Annotated in this window: 14 protein-coding genes, 12 tRNA genes and 2 rRNA genes (1 of these 28 running past the window's edge); 25 read left to right on the top strand and 3 right to left on the bottom strand. The window is 42.1% G+C overall.

The window, feature by feature from the left end:
• The 22 genes from QPK24_RS20940 to glmS all read left to right on the top strand — a co-directional run.
• Nucleotides 1-70: transfer RNA gene (locus QPK24_RS20940), tRNA-Ala, on the top strand (it extends 6 nt beyond the left edge of the window).
• A 193-nt stretch (nt 71-263) separates the two neighbouring features.
• A 23S ribosomal RNA gene (locus QPK24_RS20935) occupies nt 264-3192 on the top strand.
• A gap of 255 nt (nt 3193-3447) precedes the next feature.
• Nucleotides 3448-3564: ribosomal RNA gene (gene rrf / locus QPK24_RS20930) — 5S ribosomal RNA — on the top strand.
• Between the two features lie 54 nt (nt 3565-3618).
• A tRNA-Asn gene (locus tag QPK24_RS20925) sits at nt 3619-3694 on the top strand.
• Between the two features lie 2 nt (nt 3695-3696).
• A tRNA-Thr gene (locus tag QPK24_RS20920) sits at nt 3697-3769 on the top strand.
• A 10-nt stretch (nt 3770-3779) separates the two neighbouring features.
• Nucleotides 3780-3851: transfer RNA gene (locus QPK24_RS20915), tRNA-Glu, on the top strand.
• Nucleotides 3852-3859: 8 nt separating this feature from the next.
• Nucleotides 3860-3935: transfer RNA gene (locus QPK24_RS20910), tRNA-Val, on the top strand.
• Nucleotides 3936-3990: 55 nt separating this feature from the next.
• Nucleotides 3991-4065, top strand: a tRNA-Gln gene (locus QPK24_RS20905).
• A gap of 7 nt (nt 4066-4072) precedes the next feature.
• Nucleotides 4073-4148: transfer RNA gene (locus QPK24_RS20900), tRNA-Lys, on the top strand.
• Between the two features lie 11 nt (nt 4149-4159).
• Nucleotides 4160-4240: transfer RNA gene (locus QPK24_RS20895), tRNA-Leu, on the top strand.
• Between the two features lie 9 nt (nt 4241-4249).
• Nucleotides 4250-4324 (top strand) — tRNA-Gly (locus QPK24_RS20890).
• A gap of 5 nt (nt 4325-4329) precedes the next feature.
• Nucleotides 4330-4406, top strand: a tRNA-Arg gene (locus QPK24_RS20885).
• 9 nt (nt 4407-4415) lie between these two features.
• Nucleotides 4416-4489 (top strand) — tRNA-Pro (locus QPK24_RS20880).
• A 10-nt stretch (nt 4490-4499) separates the two neighbouring features.
• Nucleotides 4500-4573: transfer RNA gene (locus QPK24_RS20875), tRNA-Gly, on the top strand.
• A 372-nt stretch (nt 4574-4945) separates the two neighbouring features.
• The gene (gene ppc / locus QPK24_RS20870; RefSeq protein ID WP_285744419.1) at nt 4946-7738 is read left to right on the top strand and encodes a phosphoenolpyruvate carboxylase; all 2793 of its coding nucleotides are present in this window, start codon (nt 4946-4948) and stop codon (nt 7736-7738) included.
• 213 nt (nt 7739-7951) lie between these two features.
• Nucleotides 7952-8518, top strand: coding sequence for an RNA polymerase sigma factor SigW (gene sigW, locus QPK24_RS20865; RefSeq protein WP_201450734.1), 567 nt, complete (start codon nt 7952-7954; stop codon nt 8516-8518).
• A gap of 149 nt (nt 8519-8667) precedes the next feature.
• Entirely contained in the window at nt 8668-9285 is a 618-nt protein-coding gene (locus tag QPK24_RS20860) for a zf-HC2 domain-containing protein (RefSeq protein ID WP_285744417.1), read from the top strand.
• Nucleotides 9286-9526: 241 nt separating this feature from the next.
• Nucleotides 9527-10351, top strand: coding sequence for a diadenylate cyclase CdaA (cdaA, locus tag QPK24_RS20855; RefSeq protein WP_191803887.1), 825 nt, complete (start codon nt 9527-9529; stop codon nt 10349-10351).
• A complete protein-coding gene (locus tag QPK24_RS20850) occupies nt 10351-11796 on the top strand; it encodes a CdaR family protein (protein ID WP_285744414.1) in 1446 nt (481 codons plus the stop codon). The genes cdaA and QPK24_RS20850 overlap by 1 nt, the downstream gene beginning before the upstream one ends.
• Before the next feature lie 96 nt (nt 11797-11892).
• The gene (gene glmM, locus QPK24_RS20845) at nt 11893-13236 is read left to right on the top strand and encodes a phosphoglucosamine mutase (protein WP_285744412.1); all 1344 of its coding nucleotides are present in this window, start codon (nt 11893-11895) and stop codon (nt 13234-13236) included.
• 164 nt (nt 13237-13400) lie between these two features.
• Nucleotides 13401-13598: a hypothetical protein gene (locus QPK24_RS20840; protein ID WP_285744410.1), complete on the top strand. Its 198-nt coding sequence runs from the start codon at nt 13401-13403 to the stop codon at nt 13596-13598.
• A 284-nt stretch (nt 13599-13882) separates the two neighbouring features.
• Nucleotides 13883-15715 carry a glutamine--fructose-6-phosphate transaminase (isomerizing) gene (glmS, locus tag QPK24_RS20835; protein ID WP_285744408.1) on the top strand — a complete coding sequence of 611 codons (1833 nt, stop codon included), beginning with the start codon at nt 13883-13885 and terminating at the stop codon, nt 15713-15715.
• 513 nt (nt 15716-16228) lie between these two features.
• On the opposite strand, the gene QPK24_RS20830 is transcribed toward glmS, so the two are convergent.
• On the bottom strand, nt 16229-17059 hold the full coding sequence (locus tag QPK24_RS20830) for an AraC family transcriptional regulator (RefSeq protein WP_285744406.1): 831 nt from the start codon (nt 17057-17059) through the stop codon (nt 16229-16231).
• 316 nt (nt 17060-17375) lie between these two features.
• On the opposite strand from QPK24_RS20830, the gene QPK24_RS20825 reads away from it, so the two are divergent.
• The 3 genes from QPK24_RS20825 (at nt 17376) to QPK24_RS20815 (ending at nt 22632) form a co-directional block, all read left to right on the top strand.
• Nucleotides 17376-19568: an alpha-galactosidase gene (locus QPK24_RS20825; RefSeq protein ID WP_285744404.1), complete on the top strand. Its 2193-nt coding sequence runs from the start codon at nt 17376-17378 to the stop codon at nt 19566-19568.
• Between the two features lie 26 nt (nt 19569-19594).
• Complete coding sequence (locus QPK24_RS20820; protein ID WP_285744402.1) at nt 19595-21034, top strand: PTS transporter subunit EIIC; 1440 nt, start codon at nt 19595-19597, stop codon at nt 21032-21034.
• Between the two features lie 125 nt (nt 21035-21159).
• Nucleotides 21160-22632 (top strand): glycoside hydrolase family 32 protein, encoded by a 1473-nt coding sequence (locus QPK24_RS20815; RefSeq protein WP_285744399.1) that lies wholly within the window; start codon nt 21160-21162, stop codon nt 22630-22632.
• Between the two features lie 401 nt (nt 22633-23033).
• Here the strand turns inward: QPK24_RS20815 and QPK24_RS20810 are convergent, their stop codons facing one another.
• Together QPK24_RS20810 and QPK24_RS20805 are read right to left on the bottom strand one after the other, a co-directional pair.
• Nucleotides 23034-24170, bottom strand: coding sequence for a S1C family serine protease (locus QPK24_RS20810; protein WP_285744397.1), 1137 nt, complete (start codon nt 24168-24170; stop codon nt 23034-23036).
• A gap of 12 nt (nt 24171-24182) precedes the next feature.
• The gene (locus tag QPK24_RS20805; RefSeq protein ID WP_285744395.1) at nt 24183-25412 is read right to left on the bottom strand and encodes an FxLYD domain-containing protein; all 1230 of its coding nucleotides are present in this window, start codon (nt 25410-25412) and stop codon (nt 24183-24185) included.
• Between the last annotated feature and the right edge of the window lie 96 nt (nt 25413-25508).

Raw genomic sequence — 25508 nt, 5'->3', positions numbered from 1 at the left:
ATAGCTCAGCTGGGAGAGCGCCTGCCTTGCACGCAGGAGGTCAGCGGTTCGATCCCGCTTGGCTCCACCATAATAATTTCAATATTATTAATGTTGTTCTTTGAAAACTAGATAACGAAACAATTTTGCGATTTTAGAAATATCCTTTAAGCTGAACTTGTGTTGAACAAGTGAAGATTAATAGATTGCTTAGCGAAATTTTTGAATGATGAACGACTTTTGGCGAATGCCAACCGGAGTGAATCAGTCAAAAATGAGCATATGGTTAAGCTATTAAGAGCACACGGAGGATGCCTAGGCGCTAGGAGCCGATGAAGGACGTGGCGAACAACGATACTGCCTCGGGGAGCTGTACGCAAGCTTTGATCCGGGGATGTCCGAATGGGGAAACCCAGCTATCGTAATGGATAGTTATCTCCACCTGAACACATAGGGTGGTTGAAGGCATACCAGGGGAACTGAAACATCTAAGTACCCTGAGGAAGAGAAAACAATAGTGATTCCGTCAGTAGCGGCGAGCGAACGCGGATTAGCCCAAACCAATCAGCTTGCTGGTTGGGGTTGTGGGACGTCTCACATGGAGTTACAAAGGAACCGATTAGTTGAAGAGGTCTGGAAAGGCCCGCCAGAGAAGGTAAAAGCCCTGTAGTCAAAAATCTGTTCCCTCCGAGACGGATCCCGAGTAGTGCGAGGCACGTGAAACCTCGTATGAATCCGGCAGGACCATCTGCCAAGGCTAAATACTCCCTAGCGACCGATAGTGAAGCAGTACCGTGAGGGAAAGGTGAAAAGCACCCCGGAAGGGGAGTGAAATAGAACCTGAAACCGTGTGCTTACAAAAAGTCAGAGCCCGTTTTATGGGTGATGGCGTGCCTTTTGTAGAATGAACCGGCGAGTTACGTTCCCGTGCAAGGTTAAGGTGAAAAGCCGTAGCCGCAGCGAAAGCGAGTCTGAATAGGGCGACATAGTACGTGGACGTAGACCCGAAACCGTGTGATCTACCCCTGTCCAGGGTGAAGGTGCGGTAACACGCACTGGAGGCCCGAACCCACGCACGTTGAAAAGTGCGGGGATGAGGTGGGGGTAGCGGAGAAATTCCAATCGAACTCGGAGATAGCTGGTTCTCCCCGAAATAGCTTTAGGGCTAGCCTCGGAACAAGTAAGTCGTGGAGGTAGAGCACTGATTGGGTGCGGGGCCCGCAAGGGTTACCAAGCTCAGTCAAACTCCGAATGCCATAGACTTGTATTCCGGGAGTCAGACAGTGAGTGCTAAGATCCATTGTCGAAAGGGAAACAGCCCAGACCATCAGCTAAGGTCCCCAAGTGTGTGTTAAGTGGGAAAGGATGTGGAGTTGCACAGACAACCAGGATGTTGGCTTAGAAGCAGCCACCATTTAAAGAGTGCGTAATAGCTCACTGGTCGAGTGACTCTGCGCCGAAAATGTAACGGGGCTAAACACACCACCGAAGCTATGGCTTGATGCTTTGCATCAGGGGTAGGGGAGCGTTGTATGCCGGGTTGAAGGTAGACCGGAAGGACTGCTGGACTGCATACAAGTGAGAATGCCGGTATGAGTAACGAAAAGATCAGTGAGAATCTGATCCGCCGAAAACCTAAGGGTTCCTGAGGAAGGCTCGTCCGCTCAGGGTAAGTCGGGACCTAAGGCGAGGCCGAAAGGCGTAGTCGAAGGACAACAGGTCGAAATTCCTGTACCACCGTAAATCGTTACGAGCGATGGGGGGACGCAGTAGGGTAGTGACGCAGACTGATGGATGTCTGTCCAAGCAGTGAGGCTGATGTGTAGGCAAATCCGCACATCGTAAGGCTGGGCTGTGATGGGGAGTGAAAATTACAGTAGCGAAGGTCATGATCTCAGACTGCCAAGAAAAGCCTCTAGCCAGATGAAGGTGCCCGTACCGTAAACCGACACAGGTAGGTGAGAAGAGAATTCTAAGGCGCGCGGAAGAACTCTCGTTAAGGAACTCGGCAAAATGACCCCGTAACTTCGGGAGAAGGGGTGCCCCGGTAGTGTGAATAGCACGAGGGGGCCGCAGTGAAAAGGCCCAAGCGACTGTTTAGCAAAAACACAGGTCTGTGCGAAGCCGCAAGGCGAAGTATACGGGCTGACGCCTGCCCGGTGCTGGAAGGTTAAGGGGAGTGGTTAGGAGTAATCCGAAGCTATGAACCGAAGCCCCAGTAAACGGCGGCCGTAACTATAACGGTCCTAAGGTAGCGAAATTCCTTGTCAGGTAAATTCTGACCCGCACGAATGGCGTAACGACTTGGGCGCTGTCTCAACGAGAGATCCGGTGAAATTTTAATACCTGTGAAGATGCAGGTTACCCGCGACAAGACGGAAAGACCCCATGGAGCTTTACTGCAGCTTGATATTGGATTTGGGTACGATCTGTACAGGATAGGTGGGAGCCTAAGAAGCATGAGCGCCAGCTTGTGTGGAGGCAACGTTGGGATACCACCCTGATCGTATCTAGGTTCTAACTTGGTACCGTAATCCGGTGCGAGGACAGTGTCAGGTGGGCAGTTTGACTGGGGCGGTCGCCTCCTAAAGAGTAACGGAGGCGCCCAAAGGTTCCCTCAGAATGGTTGGAAATCATTCGCAGAGTGTAAAGGCACAAGGGAGCTTGACTGCGAGACCTACAAGTCGAGCAGGGACGAAAGTCGGGCTTAGTGATCCGGTGGTACCGCATGGAAGGGCCATCGCTCAACGGATAAAAGCTACCCTGGGGATAACAGGCTTATCTCCCCCAAGAGTCCACATCGACGGGGAGGTTTGGCACCTCGATGTCGGCTCATCGCATCCTGGGGCTGAAGTAGGTCCCAAGGGTTGGGCTGTTCGCCCATTAAAGCGGTACGCGAGCTGGGTTCAGAACGTCGTGAGACAGTTCGGTCCCTATCTGTCGTGGGCGTAGGAAATTTGAGAGGAGCTGTCCTTAGTACGAGAGGACCGGGATGGACATACCGCTGGTGTACCAGTTGTTCCGCCAGGAGCATCGCTGGGTAGCTATGTATGGAAGGGATAAGCGCTGAAAGCATCTAAGCGCGAAGCCCACCTCAAGATGAGATTTCCCAACTAGTAAGACCCCTTGAAGACGACGAGGTAGATAGGCTGGGGGTGGAAGTGCAGCAATGCATGGAGCTGACCAGTACTAATCGGTCGAGGGCTTATCCTACAAGCTTTCTGAAGGAAAGCTACTTCGGAAGCATAAGCTATTTAAATTGCAAAGATTGTTTCGTATCTAGTTTTCAGGGAGCAAATCCTTGAAGGAAAACTAAACGCTTGTTTCTTGATTCACACTTCCGTGTAGAACCCAAGTAAACGCGAAGAGCGTATGAATTTTCCGATGATTTTAAGCTGCATGTCCTTTCTAAGGTCTGATATTTTGCTGGTGAGTATTCACTGAAGATATCACAGCGCAAAAATCACGTTTGGTGGCGATAGCGGAGGGGTTCCACACGTACCCATCCCGAACACGACCGTTAAGCCCTCCAGCGCCGATGGTACTTGGACCGCAGGGTCCTGGGAGAGTAGGACGCTGCCAAGCGAACATCCTTACCTCAGGTAACTGAGGAATGTGTTTACTACTAATGGTTACTATTCCCTGATAGCTCAGTTGGTAGAGCACTCGACTGTTAATCGAGTTGTCACAGGTTCGAGCCCTGTTCGGGGAGCCATTGCTCTCATAGCTCAGTAGGTAGAGTGCATCCATGGTAAGGATGAGGTCACCGGTTCGATCCCGGTTGAGAGCTTGTTTATTAAGGCCCGTTGGTCAAGGGGTTAAGACACCTCCCTTTCACGGAGGTAACAGGGGTTCGAATCCCCTACGGGTCACTTTATATGGAGATTTAGCTCAGCTGGGAGAGCATCTGCCTTACAAGCAGAGGGTCGGGGGTTCGATCCCCTCAATCTCCACCATTCATTCTTTGAATGTGTATATAATGTGAGTAAAGTACAAATCATATAAGAATGTTGGGGATTAGCCAAGCGGTAAGGCAACGGACTTTGACTCCGTCATGCATAGGTTCAAATCCTATATCCCCAGCCATTTATAAGAGCCATTAGCTCAGTTGGTAGAGCACCTGACTTTTAATCAGGGTGTCGAAGGTTCGAGCCCTTCATGGCTCACCATATAATCACATGCGCGTGTGGCGGAATTGGCAGACGCACTAGACTTAGGATCTAGCGTCCTTGACGTGGGGGTTCGAGTCCCTTCACGCGCATTGATTTTTGCGGACGTGGCTCAGCGGTAGAGCATCGCCTTGCCAAGGCGAGGGTCGCGGGTTCGATTCCCGTCGTCCGCTCCATATTTGCGCCCTTAGCTCAGCTGGATAGAGCGTTTGACTACGAATCAAAAGGCCGGGAGTTCGAATCTCTCAGGGCGCGCCATTTAAATATCGGGATGTAGCTCAGCTTGGTAGAGCACCTGGTTTGGGACCAGGGGGTCGCATGTTCAAATCGTGTCATCCCGATACTTAATATGCGGGTGTAGTTCAATGGTAGAACTTCAGCCTTCCAAGCTGATAGCGTGGGTTCGATTCCCATCACCCGCTCCAATCTTTTAACGCAAAGTCTGGTTTAGTAACTGGGCTTTTTTTTGTATATATAGATATGTTTATGGGATCATTAAGTGTATTACTGGTTGTATGCTTGTTACTAGATTGTACTTGCTTTTATGCAATTGCAAATAAATTTTGGATACATGGATTAACATATAAAAGGAACAATTCAGCTTATCCACTGGTTGAATTAATCAAGAAAATCTCTAGAAATACGACAAGAAAAGCAGTATTTTACATTAAAAGTTACAAAAAACCTGTATTTTCTATCACAAAACTAAAGATTTTCACTGATTTTTATTGTATTATGTTATGAAGGTGTCATTTTTTACGTAGAATTTGTAATAAGCAGGAGATAGGAGGATAAGCATGACAGAAATTATGGTAACCGCGAACAAAAGCAATTCTAACAACTTGTTGCGCCGGGATGTGCGGTTTCTTGGTAATATACTCGGGGAGGTTCTCGTTCATCAAGGAGGTAATGAACTTCTAGATGTAGTAGAAAAAATCCGTGAAACCAGTAAGGCTTTACGGGCCGAATATACGCCAGAGTTGTATCAAGAATTCCTTAGTATGATCAAGCAATTAGATTCTGAGAAGCGCCATCAAGTGATACGGGCTTTTGCAGTTTACTTTCAATTGGTGAACATTGCGGAACAGAACCACCGAATTCGTCGCAAACGTGACTACGAAAGATCTGCAGGAGAGACTGTACAGCCAGGATCAATCGAAATGGCTGTTAAGACTTTGAAGGAAAAAGGGTTTGAATACAGTGATGTTGAAGAAATCCTAAGTTCTCTTTCACTTGAGCTTGTTATGACTGCGCATCCTACGGAAGCCATGCGTCGTGTTATTCTGGATATACATAAACGTATATCAGAAGATGTCATGCTATTAGATAATCCTATACTAACGCTCCGAGAACGTGAACAGCTGCGGGAGAAATTACTTAACGAAGTGATTACCCTGTGGCAAACGGACGAACTGAGAGATCGTAAACCAACTGTGCTTGATGAAGTAAGAAATGGAATGTACTATTTCCATGAAACTTTATTCCATGTACTACCGGATGTTTACGAAGAACTAGAACGCTGCTTGCAAAAATATTACCCAGAAAATCGCTGGCATGTACCAACGTACCTGAAATTCGGCTCTTGGATCGGTGGAGACCGTGATGGAAATCCATCGGTAACTTCTGATGTAACTTGGGAGACTCTTCGAGTACAACGTAAGCTTGCTATACGCGAATATAAACGTATTCTCATTGAACTGATGGGGGTTCTAAGTTTTAGCACTAATATCGTAAACGTATCGGAAGAATTAATGGCTTCGATCGAAGAAGATCGAAAACATGTTGTCATTAAGAAAGCAGACATATGGCGTAATGAGAAAGAACCTTACCGTATTAAGCTTGCTTATATGATTACTAAACTAAGTAATATTCTGGATGAGAGTACATTGGGTCAGCCGAACCGGTATGACTCACCAGAAGAATTAATTCGTGATTTGAAAGTGATCGATTGTAGCTTGCGTCATCATTATGCTGACTATGTTGCAGATACGTATATCAAGAAAACGATCCGCCAAGTAGAACTTTTTGGATTCCACACTGCTACTTTAGATATTCGTCAGCACAGTCAAGAGCATGAAAATGCGATGACAGAAATTTTAGCTCATATGAATATTGTGGAAGATTATTCAGCGCTCAGCGAGGAAGAAAAAATTAATTTACTTGCTGATTTGCTCAATGATCCGCGTCCATTAACATCATCTCACTTTAAATACAGTGAGAATACACATGAATGCTTGGAAGTGTATCGTACCATCTACCGGGCTCAAAAAGAGTACGGAAAGAACTGCATAAATAGTTATCTGATTAGTATGACACGAGGTGCAAGTGATCTGCTCGAAGTAATGGTCCTGGCTAAAGAGGTTGGGTTGTATCGTGTTGAACCAGACGGCACTGTTGTATGCTCTATTCAATCTGTACCTTTATTTGAGACTATTGATGACTTACATGCTGCGCCGCAAATCATGAAACGTCTGTTTGATTTACCGGTATATCGCAGAAGTGTCCAAGCGAGAAATGACGTACAAGAAATTATGCTCGGATACTCCGACAGTAACAAAGACGGCGGAGTAGTTACTGCGAACTGGGAACTGCTTGTGGCGATGAATGATATTACGGCAATGAGTAAAGATTATGGAGTGAAATTGAAATTCTTCCATGGACGCGGAGGAGCTCTTGGACGCGGAGGAATGACATTAAATCGTAGTATCTTGGCTCAGCCGTCTCATACCATAGGTGGAGGAATTAAAATTACTGAACAAGGAGAGGTTATCTCTTCTCGTTATTCACTTAAAGGGATTGCTTATCGCAGCCTAGAGCAAGCTACATCTGCACTATTAACATCAGCAACTGCTGCTCGTACGGAGAAAGTCGATGAAAAAGAAGCAGGCTGGAAAGAAATCATTAAAGAGATCTCTGAAGTTTCACTGGAAAAGTACCAAGATCTTATTTTCCGCGACAAAGATTTCTTCAGTTTCTTTAAAGAATCTACACCTTTACCTGAGATTGGGGAATTAAATATTGGTTCTCGTCCATCTAAGCGTAAGAATAGTGACCGTTTTGAGGACCTGCGTGCGATTCCATGGGTGTTTGCATGGACACAGAGCCGTTACCTCTTCCCGGCATGGTACGCAGCTGGTACGGGGCTACAGAGTTTCTACCAAGGTAAGGAAGAGAACATGAAGGTTCTACAAGATATGTATAATAACTATCCTTTCTTTAGTACCTTGATTGATACAGTACAAATGGCAGTAGCCAAAGCAGATATGAATATTTCCAAACAGTATACTTATATGGTTAAGGATGAAGAAGTACGTAATCGGATTGTGGGACTTATTAAAGAAGAATATAAGTTAACCAAAGATCTGTTACTTAAAGTAACAGGACAACAGGAAATTTTGGATAACGTACCTGTTATTCAAGAATCGATCCGTTTGCGTAATCCGTATGTTGATCCATTGAGTTATCTCCAAGTACAACTGCTTGCAGAGCTGCGTGAACTGCGTGAGCAAGACGGCGATGATGCGGAGCTGCTTCGTGAAGTGTTGTTAACCATCAATGGTATTGCTGCAGGACTACGAAATACAGGTTGATAAGTCGTTAGATAACAAAACGAAATCATGACTATAGGTTTTTCAATTAACGGGGATCTTGTAAAAGAGACCCCGTTTTTTTGTAATATTTTTAATGGATTCTTCGCTGAAATGGATTGCATTTTAGGTGTACATCGATTACGATTTGAATGATGTAGGTAAGCCAAATAGGGCGGTACGAAAGACCCATCAGCAAGTCTGGGGGAATAGATGGTGGACAATTTAGAAAAAAGGTTGGTCAAACTCATACTAAAGGGAGATCAGCGAGCATTTGCTGAGCTTGTTGAGTTATACAAAGACAAATTATTTCATTTGGCTTATCGTATGCTCAATAATCGGCACGAAGCGGAAGATATTGTACAGGAAACTTTTTTACGGGTATACCGGAATATGGAGAAATATGATCCTGAACAGAAGTTTTCTACATGGATCTACCGTATTGCTACGAACTTGTGTATCGATAGGTTAAGAAGAAAAAAACCTTCGTATTCACTTGATGCGGAAATCGGTGAGCAGGAAGGCACAGATGGTTATGCCATGCTCCCAAGTGATGATCGGACGCCGGAAAGTGAAGCTCTGTTATCAGAGACACAGCGCGTTATCCGAGATGCCATTGAAACTTTGCCAGCAAAGTATAAATCCATTATGGTACTGCGCTATTTGCAGGATCTCTCTTTACAGGAAATTAGTGAAGTATTGGACATGCCGGTAACAACCATCAAGACAAGAGTACATAGGGGTCGTGAGTTTTTACGTAAAAAACTTGAATATAAACTGTAGGTTGTTTTGTTATTTTTAAAATTTAATGAAACGATCTTGATCGTCACTGCGTATAACATGAAAATGAGTCTTATGTTTAATACGTAGTTACGCAAACAAGTTAGAATAGACGTGAGACTTCATAGATCTTGAGGAAAGGATATGCTCATATGGATTGCAATGAAATCACCTCTTTAATGCATGAATATTTAGATGATGAACTTTCGACTTCCCAGAAAAAGGGGCTCGAGAATCATTTATCGATGTGTCCTGACTGCCGCATGCTTTTTAAAGAGTTAGAACAGACGGATATGCTGCTATACGCTATGAAACATTATTCCCCGTCTGCTTCAGATGAGCTGACTGATCGGATCATGAGTGCTGTACCACAACCGAAGAAGCAGCAACCTTGGCTGAAATGGGTGAAGCGACATCCTGCATTTACTGCTGCTGCTGTATTTTTGTTAGTTATGTTGTCCAGTACTCTTAGCTTCTGGGATCAGAGCGATCAGCTGATCGTTAAAGGCAATGATCTGGATCAAATCGTAATTGAAGGGAATAATGTTATTATTCCAGAAGGTAAGTCTATAAACGGCGATTTAACCGTGGAAAATGGAACAGCTCAGATATATGGCAACGTAGAGGGAAATCTTACGGTTATTGATGGTTCTTACAATATGCAAGCTTCTACAGCACATGTTTCCGGGCAGATCAAGAGCATAGACCAGGCACTGGATTGGATTTGGTATAAGGTAACAAACATCATGTCTGTTGTAGCATATCGCTAAGAAGGTATTTATTGGTATTCGTTAAGCTATATTTCATAAACATTACCAGGGCACCTCGACTGCGAGGGGCTCTTTTTTTCATAGAACAGGGCATATTTATAATAAATGGGTAATTTGATGGTTGCTCGCTTGCAAGTTGTACTTTAACGTTATAACCTAGATATAAAGAAGAACATACTATAAATACAACTTTAGATAGCGTGTAGCGTTTACTCTACAAGGGGATAACGGGGGCAAAAGGATGAACTATTTTGCGGACTTAACATGGCAAGAGTCCATTAAAGACATTATAGATATATTAATTGTAGGCTACATTATATACCAAATCATCCTGCTTGTTCGGGGTACACGTGCTGTGCAATTGCTGAAGGGGATCCTTTTACTTGTGGTGATTTGGGTTGTCAGTACCTGGTTTAATCTCTACACATTAAAGTGGCTCATGAACCAGTTCTTTACGTTCAGTGTGGTTGGTCTATTCATCATCTTCCAACCTGAGCTCCGCCGCGCACTTGAGCAGTTAGGACGAGGTAAATGGTTTAATCGGATTAGTGCAGATAATGAGGAGTTTAGCAGGTTTACGAATGAATTGATTAAAGCCATCAACTACTGCTCTCGCCGCAAGATCGGAGCTTTGATTGTCTTTGAACGAGAAACAGGGCTCAACGAATATACGGAATCAGGTATTAAGATGAACTCTGTGTTAAGTTCGGAACTGCTCATCAATATATTCATTCCGAATACACCGCTCCATGATGGAGCTGTTATTCTGCAAGGGAAACAGATTGCGGCGGCAGCCTGTTATTTACCTTTATCAGAGAATCCTTTCATTAGTAAAGAACTTGGCACACGCCACAGGGCAGCCATTGGAGTCAGTGAAGTTGCCGATGCGGTCGCCATTGTCGTATCGGAAGAGACAGGTCAAATTTCTCTTGCGATTAATGGTCAGGTGGTAAGAGATATTAAAGAAGAATCACTCATTTCCAAATTACATGAAGAACTTCGTCCATCTTCTACGCTAAAAGAGAAACGTAACCCGTTCTGGAAACGGAAGGGGGGACGTCAGTAATGGATAAATGGTTCAATAATAACAATTTTGCCAAAATCTTGGCGCTCGCTGTCAGTCTTTTGTTGTGGGCTATGGTTCATTCGAACGATGTTACACCGACACCGACAACAAACACTTCAATAGAACCTCGTGCGATCGATAATGTCAAAATTGAAGCCTATGGAATTGATTCGTCTAAATATGTACTGACATCCATGAGTGAAACGGAAGTAGAAATGCAGGTTAGAGGTCAGCGCTCTGTACTCACTTCTGTATTCACGGATGAATATAAAGTAAGACTGGATTTAAGTAATGTGGGCCCGGGTACGACGACGCTTCCTCTTAGTCATGTAGTTCCAAAAGGCGTGGAATTTGTGTCTATGGAACCTTCGAGCGTAACCGTTACGATTGAGGAATTATCGTCACAAAACTTTGAAGTAAATGTGGTCACCACAGGAACCCCGGCAGATGGATATGCAGCAGGGATACCAGTTATTACGCCAAATGAACCTGTAAAAGTCACCTTACCGGTTAGTCAACTTGCTGCTGTTGGGAAAGTTCAGGGCACGGTTAATATTGATGGGGCAACTGAGAATGTAACTGAGAAAAAGGTGAAGTTAGCAGCTTATGATCTGGAAGGAAAAGAGATAGAAGGAGCGGTCATTGAACCAGCTGCAGTCTCTGTCGATATTCCGATAACTGAGGAGTTCGCTAAAGTTCCTTTGAAAATTAAGTATGAAGGTCAGCTCCCCGAAGGGCTTACTTTAGCCAAAGTGGATTCAAATGTGAGTGAGGTAACGTTGTTTGGAAGCCAAGAAGCGATAGTAGGGATAGAGTCCTATAGTGGAGTGACTTTGGACCTTAGTACTCTAACAGAGGCCGGCACAGAGACAATTAAAGCGGACTTGACGCCGCCCTCTGGTTTTGAGAAAATCGAGCCGAGCTCCGTTGTCCTTACGGTAACTGTTGTTGCATCGGAAGAATCGTCGATTAGCGAGAAAATAATTCGTAACGTTCCCATTACTCTTCAGGAACCTGGGGGCAGTTTTACTGCGACAATAACTCGTCCCCAAAGTGCAAATAAAGATATAACGGTTTCGGGTCCGAGTGATATGCTGGATAATGTGGATGCTAGTGATATTAAACTTGTTGCGGACGCGAGAAACCTCAAGGAAGGTAATCATGTAGTTGCGTTACAGGTAGAAGCACCTGATTACGTGACGGTTACGTCTTCTTCGGGGGATCTTAAAGTTTCCGTACATGTGAAGGATGATTCGAAAGAAACGTCTACAACACCGGTCGAACCTGAAACAAAGCCGGATGAAGATAGCAAAGCGGAAACACCAAATCAAGGATCAGAAGAGAATACAGATACAGGATCCTCAGATGGGAACAATGACGAGACTATGGAAAGCGATTCAGAAGAAAACGATAGCTCAGCGGGAGCTAATCTTTCATCACCGTAATAGAAACACTGTATAAGCCATTATAGTTTTTTAAAAAGCAGATATGAAAACGAATTTTTGATAAAGATGATATAAAAAAAGAGGGGTAAACAAACAATGGGGAAATATTTTGGTACCGATGGAGTTCGTGGAGTTGCCAATAAAGAATTAACAGCAGAAATGGCCTACAGTATTGGCCGCTGTGGAGGTTATGTACTAGCTGGCGGAGTAGAGCGTCCAAAAGTGGTGATTGGTATGGATACTCGAATTTCAGGACTTATGCTGGAATCAGCTCTAATCGCTGGACTATTGTCCATCGGGGCAGATGTAATTCGTCTTGGTGTCGTTTCTACACCAGCAGTAGCGTATTTGACGCGAACTCTTAAAGCAGATGCGGGAGTAATGATCTCAGCTTCTCATAATCCGGTACAAGATAACGGCATCAAATTTTTTGGTGGCGATGGTTTTAAACTTTCTGATGAGACAGAGAATCGCATTGAAGAGTTAATGGATGCTTATGAAGATGAACTCCCACGTCCAATCGGGGGTAATTTAGGTGCGCTTACCGTTAATGATCAAGCGAAGTTTGAATATATTGATTACTTGAAAACAACAGTTTCATCTCGTTTTGACGGACTGAAAATTGTACTCGACTGTGCACATGGTGCTGCTTATGAACTTGCTCCAAAACTGTTTGCAGACCTAGGAGCTGAAGTAATCACCATTGGTGCGGAACCAACGGGACTTAATATCAATGATCACTGCGGATCTACCCATCCCGAGAAACTAAAAGAAGAAGTTCTGCGTCATGGTGCAGACCTTGGACTTGCTTTTGATGGCGATGCAGACCGTCTGATTGCTATTGATGAGACAGGGGCAGAAGTAGACGGTGACTTTATTCTGTGTATTTGCGGCGATGCAATGAATCGTGCAGGCAAATTAAAAGACGGAACCATCGTGTCCACGGTGATGAGTAATATTGGATTCTATAAAGCAACTGAAAAATTAGGTCTTAAAACAGCAAAAACTGCAGTCGGCGACCGTTACGTGATGGAAGAAATGCGCCGCGGGGGATATAACCTGGGCGGAGAACAATCCGGACATGTAATCTTCCTTGATTACAATACGACTGGTGATGGTATGCTGACAGGTATTCAGCTAGTCAATACACTTAAAGAGTCTGGTAAAAAACTCAGCGAGCTTAAATCAATCATGAAACAATATCCTCAGGTTCTTGTGAATGTTCGTGTAGAAGACAAGAGCAAGTTTGAAGGAAATAAAGGCATTGAAGAAGCTATTGTTGCAGTAGAGAACAAGCTTGGCGATAACGGCCGTGTCCTAGTGCGGGCATCTGGAACCGAGTCCTTAATTCGTGTTATGGCAGAAGGTCCAGACCGTGACGAATTGGAACAATTCGTAGAACAAATTGCAGTTGTCGTGAAAAAAGAGCTTTCTGTATAAAACAATAAGCTTAAAAATGAGCCTGAGAGACTAGTAACGGTTTCCCAGGCTCTCTTTTATGGGTATAAATGATGAAAATTGATGTAAGGTATAAAGCGCCATTGCAAAACGTACATGAGATGCATATAATGAGTTGTGTGATTCAGATACAGAAAGTGAGGATCGTGAGGTTACAACGTTTTAAAAGCGCCAGAACTTGTGCCAGCGTACGGAACCAGTTGCTCTATAACAATTGGACGGATGGGCAAGTTGACGAGGTGGAGGTGTTCGGATTGTTCGGCGGGGACCTCCCGGTATTCCACCATACCGCTAATTCGAGTACGGAAAAGAAACAGGTGACTGTTTTTACAACGAATCGATAGGTGATTAAACTAAAATACAAAATTAGACATGCACGAGGAGAGCATCTTTGCATAATACTACATGAGGTTGATATGCATTCATCGTGACATGAAATACGATAGAAAATACGGATTAGCTAAAGTAGCTAGATGCTATGATTTCAGGACATGGTCTTATGAAAAGCTGTGAAATGTACCGTAAAAGGGTTTGTCACCCGCATATCAGACAATTATTTCCTCATGCTTATTTTTGCAAACTATGCATGTATCTCCTTCGCATGATTTAAAATCGGAGGAATTTACCTATGTGTGGAATCGTTGGATATATCGGAACTAAAAATACGCAAAATGTATTAGTAGAAGGTTTGAAAAAATTGGAGTACCGTGGTTATGATTCTGCGGGGATTGCTGTATTCACTCCAAACGGTCTTCAAATTCAAAAATCAATTGGTCGTCTTGCTAATCTTGAAGCGAAGCTTGAAGATGCTCCACTACAAGGTAACGCAGGAATTGGACATACACGCTGGGCTACCCATGGTAAGCCTTCGGATGAGAACTCTCATCCACATACAGATAACAGCATGAAATTCTCTGTAGTTCATAACGGAATTATTGAGAACTACTTGGAACTGAAAGATGAATTGATCGCTGAAGGATGCAGCTTTACATCTGAAACTGATACCGAAGTTATCTCTCACTTGGTTGCACGTGAATACGACGGCGATATCGTAAAAGCAGTACAAAAAGCGATTAAACACCTGCGTGGTGCTTTTGCACTTGGAGTACTTACTGAGTATGAGCCAGATAAATTGGTTGCTGTTCGTCAAGCAAGCCCACTGATCATCGGTATTGGTGAAGGCGAGAACTTTATTGGCTCTGACATTCCAGCTATTCTCGAATATACTCGTAACGTGTATATCCTGAATGACGGTGAGATGGCAGTTCTGACAAAAGACTCTGTCGAATTGATGACAATTGAGGGGAATTTTATTTCTCGGGAAATGACTCGTGTCGATTGGGACGCTGTTACAGCTGAGAAAAACGGATTTGCTCACTTTATGTTGAAAGAAATTTACGAACAGCCAAAAGCATACCGTGAAACTATGCTTGGCCGTATTTCTGAAGATCATAAAAAGATTGTTCTTCCTGATCTAAACTTGACAGAAGAGAAAATTAAAAATATTAAAAACATTCAAATCATTGCATGCGGAACTGCATACCATGCTGGTCTTGTAGGACGTACTATGATTGAACAATTGGCACGTATTCCAGTAGAAACTGATGTGGCTTCCGAGTATCGTTACCGTTCACCAATCGTGAACTCTGATACACTCGTAATTGTTGTCAGCCAATCTGGTGAAACTGCTGATACGCTTGCTGCACTTCGTGAAGCTCAAGCAAACGGTGCACACGTACTTGCAATCACTAACGTAGTAGGAAGCTCGATTGCTCGTGATGCGAACGATGTACTTGCTACACTTGCAGGTCCAGAAATTGCTGTTGCTTCAACCAAAGCTTACAGCTCCCAGCTTATCGCATTTGCGCTCTTTAGCTTGTATCTTGCACAAGTTCGCGGAACACAAACAGAAGAAACCATTGCAAACATTATTGCTGCAATGCAAGCTCTGCCTGAGCAAGTGGAGCAAATGCTTGAACAAGCAGAAACAATCAAAGAATATGCAGAGCAAATCTCTACACACAAGAACCTGTTCTTCATCGGCCGCGGTGTTGACTACGCTGTAGCACAAGAAGGTTCCTTGAAACTGAAAGAGATCTCTTATATTCACTCTGAAGCATATGCAGCTGGAGAATTGAAGCACGGAACACTTGCTTTGATCGAAGAAGGTATTCCTGTTATTGCTCTGGCTACACAAGAAGATGTTCTTGAGAAAACAGTAAGTAACATCAAAGAAGTGAAAGCACGCGGTGCGGATGTTATGGTCATTACTCATGAAGAGAATGTAGCAACTCTGCTTAAATCCGTAGACCAAGCATATGCAATTCCTAAAACATTGCCAATCTTGACTCCAACACTAGCTGTTGTACCACTTCAATTGCTTGCTTACTACGCATCTCTTGCTCTGGGTCTTGATGTGGATAAACCACGTAACCTTGCGAAGAGTGTAACTGTTGAATAATATTAAGTAATGTCAATGTGAGTGAGTTAGGTTAAGTTACAAATAAACTCATACCATTACTCTAAAACTCATATTTCATTGTAAATAAATTTATATTAAAACCGAGCAAATGCTGGATTATTTCCGGCTATTTGCTCGGTTTTTTCTTTTTTAACTTATCATATTATGATCCTGGCTAGACTTTGAAAAATCAATATTTTAGTAGAGGCATACAGAGTAGAGGGAGGCGCTTTATTAAATGGCTTTATTAAATGAACCCTGTAGACAATAGAATCTGATTAGCTATACGCTTGTTAACTTATGAGGGGATGTCTCTAGTCTATATAGAATGATGTAGGGGGTAATGCTCTTATGCGGGTAAAGTGGCTTGTGACGGGGTTCTAGCTCCTTTAGTGCTTCGTAATTGCTGTAGTATGAATTCATTACCTAAAAAGTAAATGTAGTTAAGTGATCTTCATCGTTGTTAATTACAAGAATCTAACAGCTTCAAAGAATGAAGCCGTTAGTCATTATTTAAAGTAGCCTCTTCCTATATTCTGAGGGCGTACAGTTTTTTATTTGTTTAAAAATTTTCGAGAATAAAAGCACATCTTTATACCCTACCGACCGAGCGATATCTCCGATTTTAAGTGAAGAATTGGCTAATAAAAAACATGATTTTTCGATTCTTAGATTCAGTAAAAATTGTTGAGGGGATTTATTAAGATATTGCTTAAATAACCGGTGCAGATAGGAACGATCAATAGAAATATGTTTAGCCACATCATTTACAGTAATATGATTTGCATAATTTTGCTCAATGAATTGAAGCGCATCTTCAATATACTTCTGTTGTTTTACTTCACTAGTAATTTCGAGATTCGGATAAAGCTCACATAATACATAGAAAAATTCATAGAGCTTTGATGTCAGCAGCAGGTCTTTATTAGAATTCAGTGCCGTCATACTTATGATGCTTTTCATACAATCAGCCAGACTATGCGTTTGCTCAAACGTGAAGATGGGATTGTCTGTAGATAAACTTGTCCTATTCAGATATTCTTTTGCTTTTACCCCGCTAAAACCAATCCAAATATATTCCCAAGGGTCATCCGCATCTGCTTCATAATAAATTAGGTTGTTTGGCTCTATTAAGAAAGCATCTTGTGGACCGAGCTCATAAGTTTTGTCATGTACTTTAAAAATACCTTTTCCTCTTAATACATAATGAATCATATATCCGCTTCGAATCGCTGGGCCATAGGAGTGATTTCCCTCGCAAGCTTCTCTACCGCATGTGTACAAGTTAAGATCTAGATTACTGTAGGAATGATTAGAAAAATGATTAGAAAAACTTGAGGTCATTCTTGTTACCTCCATTAAAAATGATAGAAAGTTATCACATGGTTTAATACTCAATCTACATTATTCCATATTTATTTTCAATGTAAAGTTATAAAATGAAACTATATTAGATCTAGTATGAAAATGATATCGATGCTTATATCAAGAGTACACAATATTTAAAACGCTTTCTTATTATGCTTCATATTTTTTATCAGCTTATTTTATTTGTTGTGAAATAGATTATGAGGAATAACAAATACTACATTATTTACTATCCAGTTCTGTATCTATTATCTATGTTATATCAATGACTATTAACTTGAAGGAGGATTTTATGGCAATTCACATCAATAACGAACAGCTTTTATTTCATCTGCAAGGGAAAAATACAAGTTATGTAATGCAGGTTGTTCGGGATGGATATTTAGCACATTTATATTGGGGGAAAAGAGTTCACACCTATCGTGGCAGCAATAAAATTATTTATATGGATAGAGGATTTTCTCCTAACCCTGATGCTTCGGATCGAACATTTTCACTCGATACGCTGCCTCAAGAATATCCCGCTTATGGGAATGGGGATTTTAGAATTCCGGCATATCAAATCCAGCTAAATAATGGCTCAACGATAACGGATCTTCGTTATAAAGAATACAAAATGTATAAAGGAAAGCCTAAATTAGAAGGATTGCCATCTACTTATGTAGAGGATGAGAATGAGGCAGAAACACTGGAGCTTATCATGGAGGATAAGCTGCTGGGATTGATTGTGACGCTAACTTATAGTCTGTACCCGGAATTAGATGTAATCACAAGGTCGGTTCATTTTAAAAATGAAGGGTCACAAAATTTGAAGATGCTTCGGGCGCTGAGTGCAAGCATTGATTTTCGAGATGATGAGTATGAATTAATTACACTATATGGTGCTCATAACAATGAAAAAAATATGGAGAGACGCAGAATTGTTCCAGGCGTTCAGTTAGTTGATAGCTGCCGGGGGGCGAGCAGTCCACAACAAGCACCATTTTTATCATTAGTAAGAAAAGGGACCGATGAAGATCAAGGGGAAGTGTATGCATTTAACCTTGTTTACAGTGGAAATTTCACGGCTCAAGTTCAAGTAGACCCATATCGAAATACAAGAGTATCTATAGGTATGAATCCTTTTGATTTCTCATGGTTATTGGAACCGGGAGAAACGTTTCAAACTCCTGAAGTTGTAATGGCTTACACAGCAAATGGGCTGGGGGATATGTCTAGGATCTTTCACGAGCTATATAGTAAAAGATTATGCCGCGGAACATTCCGAGATAAGCTAAGGCCCATACTCATTAATAACTGGGAAGCTACGTATTTTGATTTTAATGCGGAAAAGATTGAAGAAATTGCCGTAGAAGCAAAAAAAGCGGGTATTGAGCTGCTTGTATTAGATGATGGATGGTTTGGAAAAAGAGACGATGATAACAGTTCACTAGGGGATTGGGTTGTGGATCAGCGTAAACTGCCAAATGGATTATTAGACCTTGCTAATCGGATTTGTGAGCTCGGCCTGGAGTTTGGATTATGGTTTGAGCCTGAAATGATTTCAATGGACAGCGATTTATATAGAAAACACCCAGATTGGTGTCTGCATGTAGAAAATCGGCCGCACACACTAGGTCGGAATCAACTTGTTTTGGATTTATCGCGTGAGGAAGTGTGTCAGTACGTTATTGAATCTGTATCAGATGTTTTAGCAAGTGCACCGATTACCTATGTGAAATGGGACATGAATCGGCATATGACAGATATAGGATCAGCTGCATTGCCACCAGAAAGACAACGTGAAACTGCTCACCGTTATATGCTGGGTCTGTACAAGGTAATGGAAGAAATCACATCGAGATTCCCTAATATATTGTTTGAAAGTTGTTCTAGTGGTGGCGGTCGTTTTGACCCAGGAATGCTTCACTATATGCCGCAAACGTGGACAAGCGATAATACGGATGCCATGTGTAGACTTAAGATTCAATATGGAACCAGTCTCGTATATCCGCCGATTACCATGGGTGCACATGTATCCACTGTACCTAATCACCAAGTGGGAAGAGTAACTCCCCTGGAGACAAGAGGTCATGTTGCAATGGCTGGAAACTTCGGATATGAGCTAGATCTTACAACATTAACAGCTCAAGAAAAAGAGGAAATCAAAAATCAAGTTGCTTTATATAAAGAGATTCGGCCGATTATCCAGTTCGGAAAATTTCATCGAATACTCAGTCCATTCGAAGGAAATGAAGCTGCCTGGAACTTTGTTTCTGATGATCAATCAGAAGTAGTAGCTAGTTACTTCAAAGTGCTCTCGCAACCAGGAGCTTCCCTTCGAACCCTCAAATTCAAAGGGCTTAATCCAGACTATATTTATAAAAATGTCGAGACGGGTGAGCTATTTGGTGGAGACGAACTAATGAATGCAGGGATTACATTACCAAGGATCAAGCAAGACTTTCTAAGTATGTTCTGGAGATTTACCAAACATCATAATTGAGCAGTCAGGAAAGAGGGAAAAGCGACATGAAAGACAAAAAGAAACAATACAAAACGATATCGGAAGAGATATTAGAGAATATAGGAGGAAAAGAAAATATAGCCGGAGTCGCACATTGTGCGACCCGCCTAAGAATCGTATTAGAAGACAACGATAAGGCTGATTTAAAGAAAGTAGAAAATATAGATTTAGTTAAAGGAGTTTTCATAGCTGGAGATCAGCTTCAAATTATTTTTGGTGCAGGCTTAGTAAACGACATTTATGCAGTGTTTTCTAAGCTCACAGAAACAGAAAATATGTCTCTAAGTGATGTGAAGACAAAGTCCTCTCAGAAACAGAATTTTTTCCAGCAAGCAATCAAATCTTTATCTGATGTATTTATTGAGATTATGCCTGGGATCCTTGCCGCTGCCCTATTAATGGGGATTACAGGTTTGTTAGGACAACAGGGGTTATTTGGAGAAAAATCAGTTATAGAAATGTACCCCGCTTTAGAAGGGATTAACCGGTTGCTGTCGATTGTATCATCTGGAATATTTACTATATTACCGTTGTTAGTCGTATATTCTGCAACTAAAAGATATGGCGGCAGACCCATTCTTGGTTTAGTTATTGGCGCGATCATGCTGCATCCGAACTTAGCAGATGCTTATGAAGTAGCTAAAGGCAATGTTAATCCTGAAGTGATAAATATTTTAGGGTTAAATATTGAACTTGTTGGATTTCAAGGCGGCATTATTATTGCTCTAATGATGGGATATGTAGTAGCCAAACTAGATCAGTTCTTTATTAAAAAAGTGCCTGACATGATCAAGTTGTTTTTAGCACCGATGTTAACTGTACTCGTTTCTTCTATACTATTATTTACAATCATCGGGCCGCTTGGCCGTGAATTAGCTCAATTGGTAACCACTTCATTATTATGGACTACACAAAACTTAGGCATCTTTGGATATATGATCTTTGCAGGAATTCAGCAAATCATCGTAATTACAGGGTTACACCATGTTATAGGTGCGGTAGAAGCACAGCTTCTTATCGATACAGGGCGAAATTTCATAAATCCATTAATGTCAGTAGCCTTGTTTGGACAAGGGGGAGCAGTATTAGGATATGTCCTTTTACATCGAAAAAATACGAAAGTAAAAGAACTTGGAATTTCAGCATTTGGTTCCGTCATATTTGGTGTTTCAGAGCCAGCCATTTTTGGGGTCACTCTAAAATATAAATTCCCGGTGATTGCTGGATGTATTGGAGGAGCGATTGCAGGCGGTTATGTATATCTAACTAAACTTACTTCAATCGGATTTGGAACTACCGCTCTTCCAGGGTTAGCCATTGTATCTGCTGAAAATCACGGGCATCTTCATTATATTATCGCTCATTTGATCGCATTAACATGTGGTGGATTATTCACTATATTATACGGAAACATTATTATAAAAAGGGCAGATCTTAGCTCATAACAGGATTAATACAGATAAATAAAGTCCTTGATGGCAAAGTCGATTTCTCATATCTGCAAGCAAAGACTTGATGAAAGCGCTTCGCCACAAGGATGATTCTGGTTTTATTTAAAGGAGTTAATGATATGGATTGGACGAGAGAACAGAGGTACCGAAAAATAGAAGAAGTTAGCCCAGAGGAAATAAGCAACCTAAAAAATAAAGTTAACCTTTGTCCATGGCGGCAAACGTTTCATATTCAACCGGAAACCGGGCTTTTGAATGATCCGAACGGGTTCTCTTATTATAATGGGGAATATCATTTATTCTATCAGTGGTTTCCACTTGGGCCAGTACACGGTCTGAAATATTGGTATCATACTAAATCTAAAAATCTTGTTCACTGGGAGAACGTTGGAATAGGAATAACACCTGGTGATGAATTTGACAGTCATGGGGCTTATTCGGGAAGTGCTATAGAGCATAATGATAAATTATATTTAATTTATACAGGGAATACACGGGATGAGCAGTGGATAAGGCACCCTTATCAATGTATGGCAATCATGAATCAGCAAGGTGAAATATCCAAAAAACTGGATAAACCGATTATTGCTGATGTTCCTGCCGGGTATACGGATCATTACCGTGATCCAAAGGTGTCGAAATCAGGAGATACTTTCTATCTTGTTATTGGAGCACAGAGAGACAACAAAACAGGCTGTGTAGTCTTATACAGTTCGGCGGATCTAATGACTTGGGAGTTTGAAGGGGAAATCAAGACAAAGTTGGACTCATTCGGTTACATGTGGGAGTGTCCCGATTACTTTGAACTTCAAGATCAAGGAGTACTCATTTTCTCGCCACAAGGCTTAGAGCCAGAGGGAGATAAATTCCATAATATTTATCAATCGGGTTATGTCCTTGGAGCGAAGCTCGATCTACAGAGTAGAGTATTACAGCATGGTGACTTCATAGAGCTTGATCGAGGTTTTGATTTTTATGCTCCGCAAACTATGATAGATCCAGAAGAGCGCCGAATCCTTGTGGGATGGATGGGCTTACCGGATATTGAATATCCAACGGACCGGAATGAGTGGGCACATTGCCTCACATTACCGAGACAGCTATTTATTCGGGATGGTAAGTTGGTGCAACAGCCGGTTAAGGAGCTTCAGGCACTTCGCAAATATAAATATGAAGCAGAAGCTGCGCTTTTTAATGAAACAAAAATGGTTGATGGGTTTAAGGGAACCACTTATGAATTGATTTGTGAATTTGAACAAGCAGATGCAGCTGCGTTTGGAATTGAATTTCGTGCAAGCAATGAAGAAAAAACGGTAATTAAATATGACGTTTCTCAGAAAAAAGTAATCCTTGACCGTACTTTATCAGGCGAAGAGGTGGGCGCCGCTTATGGAACAACAAGATCGTGTAGTTTGGAGGCAGACAGAATAAAATTCCACTTGTTTGTTGATTCCTCTTCGGTAGAAATTTTTGTGAATGACGGTATTGAGGTATTTACGAGTCGGATTTTCCCGAGTCAAGACAGCAAAGATATTCGTTTTTTTGTGACAGAGGGAAGCGTGAATTTCAAAACCGTTAAGTGGGATTATTAAGAAATTGTAATTTGGAAATTAAGAAATAATAAGCTTCATACTGACAAGTAGCTGGACTCAAAAGGAGAAAGATCATGAATCCAGTTAAAATCGAAGTATTCGTAATAGAGTCGAGTAGATCCAGGACTATATCCTGACATTTGCTCGGCTCTTCTTGTCCTTTAATACGATGGTATTTTCTCTTTATAACTAAGTTAGAAACTGATAGAAATAGGTGAAGAGGCATACAATAATATTTTTAAAAAATAAGAACAACACCGAAATATCCGGTGGCGTTCTTAATTAGACTTTGAAACGTATATAAAATTTTCCTTTTCTCAATTGGATATTTCTTGAGCATATCTTTTCTCTTTTCATAGTCGTACTTTTCACAATAATTTAATGTACTAATTCACAGTTTACTATATCTTTTTTCCCTTTCCATGAAGGATCTTCAAATCACCATTCTCATAACCGACAGTGTAGCTCATCCGGTAATTTTGATATACGGTACCGCTGTCGCGCCATTCTTCGGCTGTGATTTCAATTTCGACCATAGCTTCATCTGCCTGTTCTTTAAGAGTGACAGATCCGATATCTATGTAGCCAGTATGTAGATAACCTGCCCGAAAATCCTCATAGCTTATCCCGCTTTGCCAATCACTTCCTAGAAGGTAGTAAGCAGTGACATAATCGCCATCATTAAGGCTTTGATAAAAGTAGGTCACAATATCTCGCTCGTCTCCGGTTTGTACATTGCTATCCGAATCAATATCATCGTCGTTCGGCAAATTAGGAAGTTCTGTCATAGGGGTTTTAGACCATTCCCTAGCCTGCTGAAGGATGCTGGGAATGGGAATGCTAAATCCAATAGTAGAATCCTCATCAGCGATTGCTGAATTAATACCCAAGACTTTTCCCGTATCGCTGCTAATAAGTGGTCCGCCGCTATTCCCATGGGTAATGGGTGCAGAAATCTGGTATAGATTACTATATGTATAGGGGGCGATATCAAAGCTTCGATCTAGCCCGCTGACAATTCCTGTAGTGACCGTGTTCTCAAATCCAAGGGGGCTGCCAAGCGCAAGAATTTCATCTCCCACTTCTGCTCTTCCTTCTTCAGCTAAAGAAAGTGGAGAGAGCTTTTCTAAATCAGGCACACGGACTACCGCGATATCTGTATCTGTACTGATCCCAATCACGGTTCCTTCATACTCTTCCTGGGACAATGTACGTACGGTGACTTGTTTTGAACCATCTACTACATGAGCGTTGGTTAAGATATCACCTTGTTTGTTGTACAGAAACCCGGAACCAAGGCTGTTTCCACTCTTAATGGTAACAACACGTTTCTGGCTATCTTCTATAATCTCTTTGCGTGTCTTTTTTGTTTTACCTTCTGCAGTCATTGCTGTGGTTTCTGCTGAAGTCTGTAAGGCAAGCAGCGGTTGCCCGTTCAGCTCATTTGCTGCTGATGTATGAATAAAATACATTCCGCCACCTCCTAAACCAAGGATGGTTAAGCAGGTCAGCGTGCTGATCCATAATCCTTTACTCACGTTTCGTTCCTCCTACTCTAAATACCAAGATACATTGGTAACTGAAATTTCTGCCTGTTCGTACACTCCATAATACGAGGTGGAGAATTGCCCGGATTCCCCCGGCTCCAGTCTAAAAGGAGAGACGTCAGCATATGCATTTCCGATGTAGGCTCCGGAGGAAGAACTGAAGATATCAAGATCTATGTTGACTGAATAGATCGGACGAGTGGCTGTATTCGTGACGATTCCCGTGATAGACAGGTCACCATAATCGTCTAGCATAACTTTGAGGTCTGTTACTTCAACTGCAGCTGTGCGGTTGTTTAGATCCTCTTCTTCTGCTTTCTGCTGAGCAAGCTGTATGCGCTCTGCCTCTGCTTCTTCAAACTCTCGTTTAGCTTCTACAATCTGATTTCGGTACGTTGTAAGTTTCTCATTATCTGAATCATAGGACAGCCCGTTATCGACTATATTTAGGGCACCGACAAAATCTTTTTTTCGTTTTTTTTCTTCTGCCGAAGTGTAACTTAGACCAACGATTTTATTAATAATTTGTGCCTTAACAGAGACGGCTTCTTTTCCGCTGAGGCCTTTAATTTTGTTAAGTTTGTCCGATAGCTCATCTACTGTGGACAGCTTATCCAGCTCTCCTTTAACGCGAAGGACTGCCAATTTGTCTTGATTAGCTGTCAGCTCTTTCTGAAGATGTCCAAACAGCGGTTCTTTTCGTTTACCAATGGTGGCTTGAACTTGCTTCAGGAGCTTCTCACCTTCATTTAATTTCTGTGTTTTTAGCTGCGCAGAAGCTTTATCCAGCTTCGTCTGAAGCTGAGCTGCTTTTGTTGCAAGCTCCAGATCACGCGTCAGCGCAGCGAAATTAGGGCGTTTTTCCTCCGCCTGCTTCAGCAGATTAACAGCATTTGAATACTTGCCTTCAAGTGCCTCTTCTTTGGCCTGCAGTTGTAAATTTAAAGTTTCTTGGTTTATGGAATGCTCGTACTGATAAAACAGCAGTGATCCCAAACCCACAACCCCCGCGAGAAGAAGAGGAATCAGCCAATGAAAAACACTGATTTTTGCTTTACGTAGCTCCGTTTTTTGATTCATAGAATCGGGATTAACTTCCGCATTGCTCAGTCCACTGCCTGCTGCTAATTCAATAACAGCTTGTTGTAAATCTGTAGTTAGTAATCTTGCCCCGCAGCTTTTACACGATTTCTGTTCTGAAGCACATTTTGCCCCACATTGATGACAATACACCTTGCTACCTCCACTTCTTTTTTCTAATCAGCAATTCTAACCAGTAACAAAATAAAACCTTGGTACTAATTATAGTTAGGTCAAAAGTAAGATAAA

Source organism: Paenibacillus polygoni, assembly GCF_030263935.1.
Classification (GTDB): domain Bacteria; phylum Bacillota; class Bacilli; order Paenibacillales; family Paenibacillaceae; genus Paenibacillus; species Paenibacillus polygoni.
Note: the sequence above shows the minus strand (reverse complement) of the source record. Positions and strands in the feature narration are given on the sequence as shown.

Coding starts and splice junctions, on each gene's coding strand:
- glmS (WP_285744408.1), top strand. CDS start 13,883: ATGTGTGGAATCGTTGGATATATCGGAACTAAAAATACGCAAAATGTA.
- QPK24_RS20825 (WP_285744404.1), top strand. CDS start 17,376: ATGGCAATTCACATCAATAACGAACAGCTTTTATTTCATCTGCAAGGG.
- QPK24_RS20815 (WP_285744399.1), top strand. CDS start 21,160: ATGGATTGGACGAGAGAACAGAGGTACCGAAAAATAGAAGAAGTTAGC.
- QPK24_RS20850 (WP_285744414.1), top strand. CDS start 10,351: ATGGATAAATGGTTCAATAATAACAATTTTGCCAAAATCTTGGCGCTC.
- glmM (WP_285744412.1), top strand. CDS start 11,893: ATGGGGAAATATTTTGGTACCGATGGAGTTCGTGGAGTTGCCAATAAA.
- QPK24_RS20830 (WP_285744406.1), bottom strand. CDS start 17,059: ATGACCTCAAGTTTTTCTAATCATTTTTCTAATCATTCCTACAGTAAT.
- QPK24_RS20860 (WP_285744417.1), top strand. CDS start 8,668: ATGGATTGCAATGAAATCACCTCTTTAATGCATGAATATTTAGATGAT.
- ppc (WP_285744419.1), top strand. CDS start 4,946: ATGACAGAAATTATGGTAACCGCGAACAAAAGCAATTCTAACAACTTG.
- cdaA (WP_191803887.1), top strand. CDS start 9,527: ATGAACTATTTTGCGGACTTAACATGGCAAGAGTCCATTAAAGACATT.
- QPK24_RS20820 (WP_285744402.1), top strand. CDS start 19,595: ATGAAAGACAAAAAGAAACAATACAAAACGATATCGGAAGAGATATTA.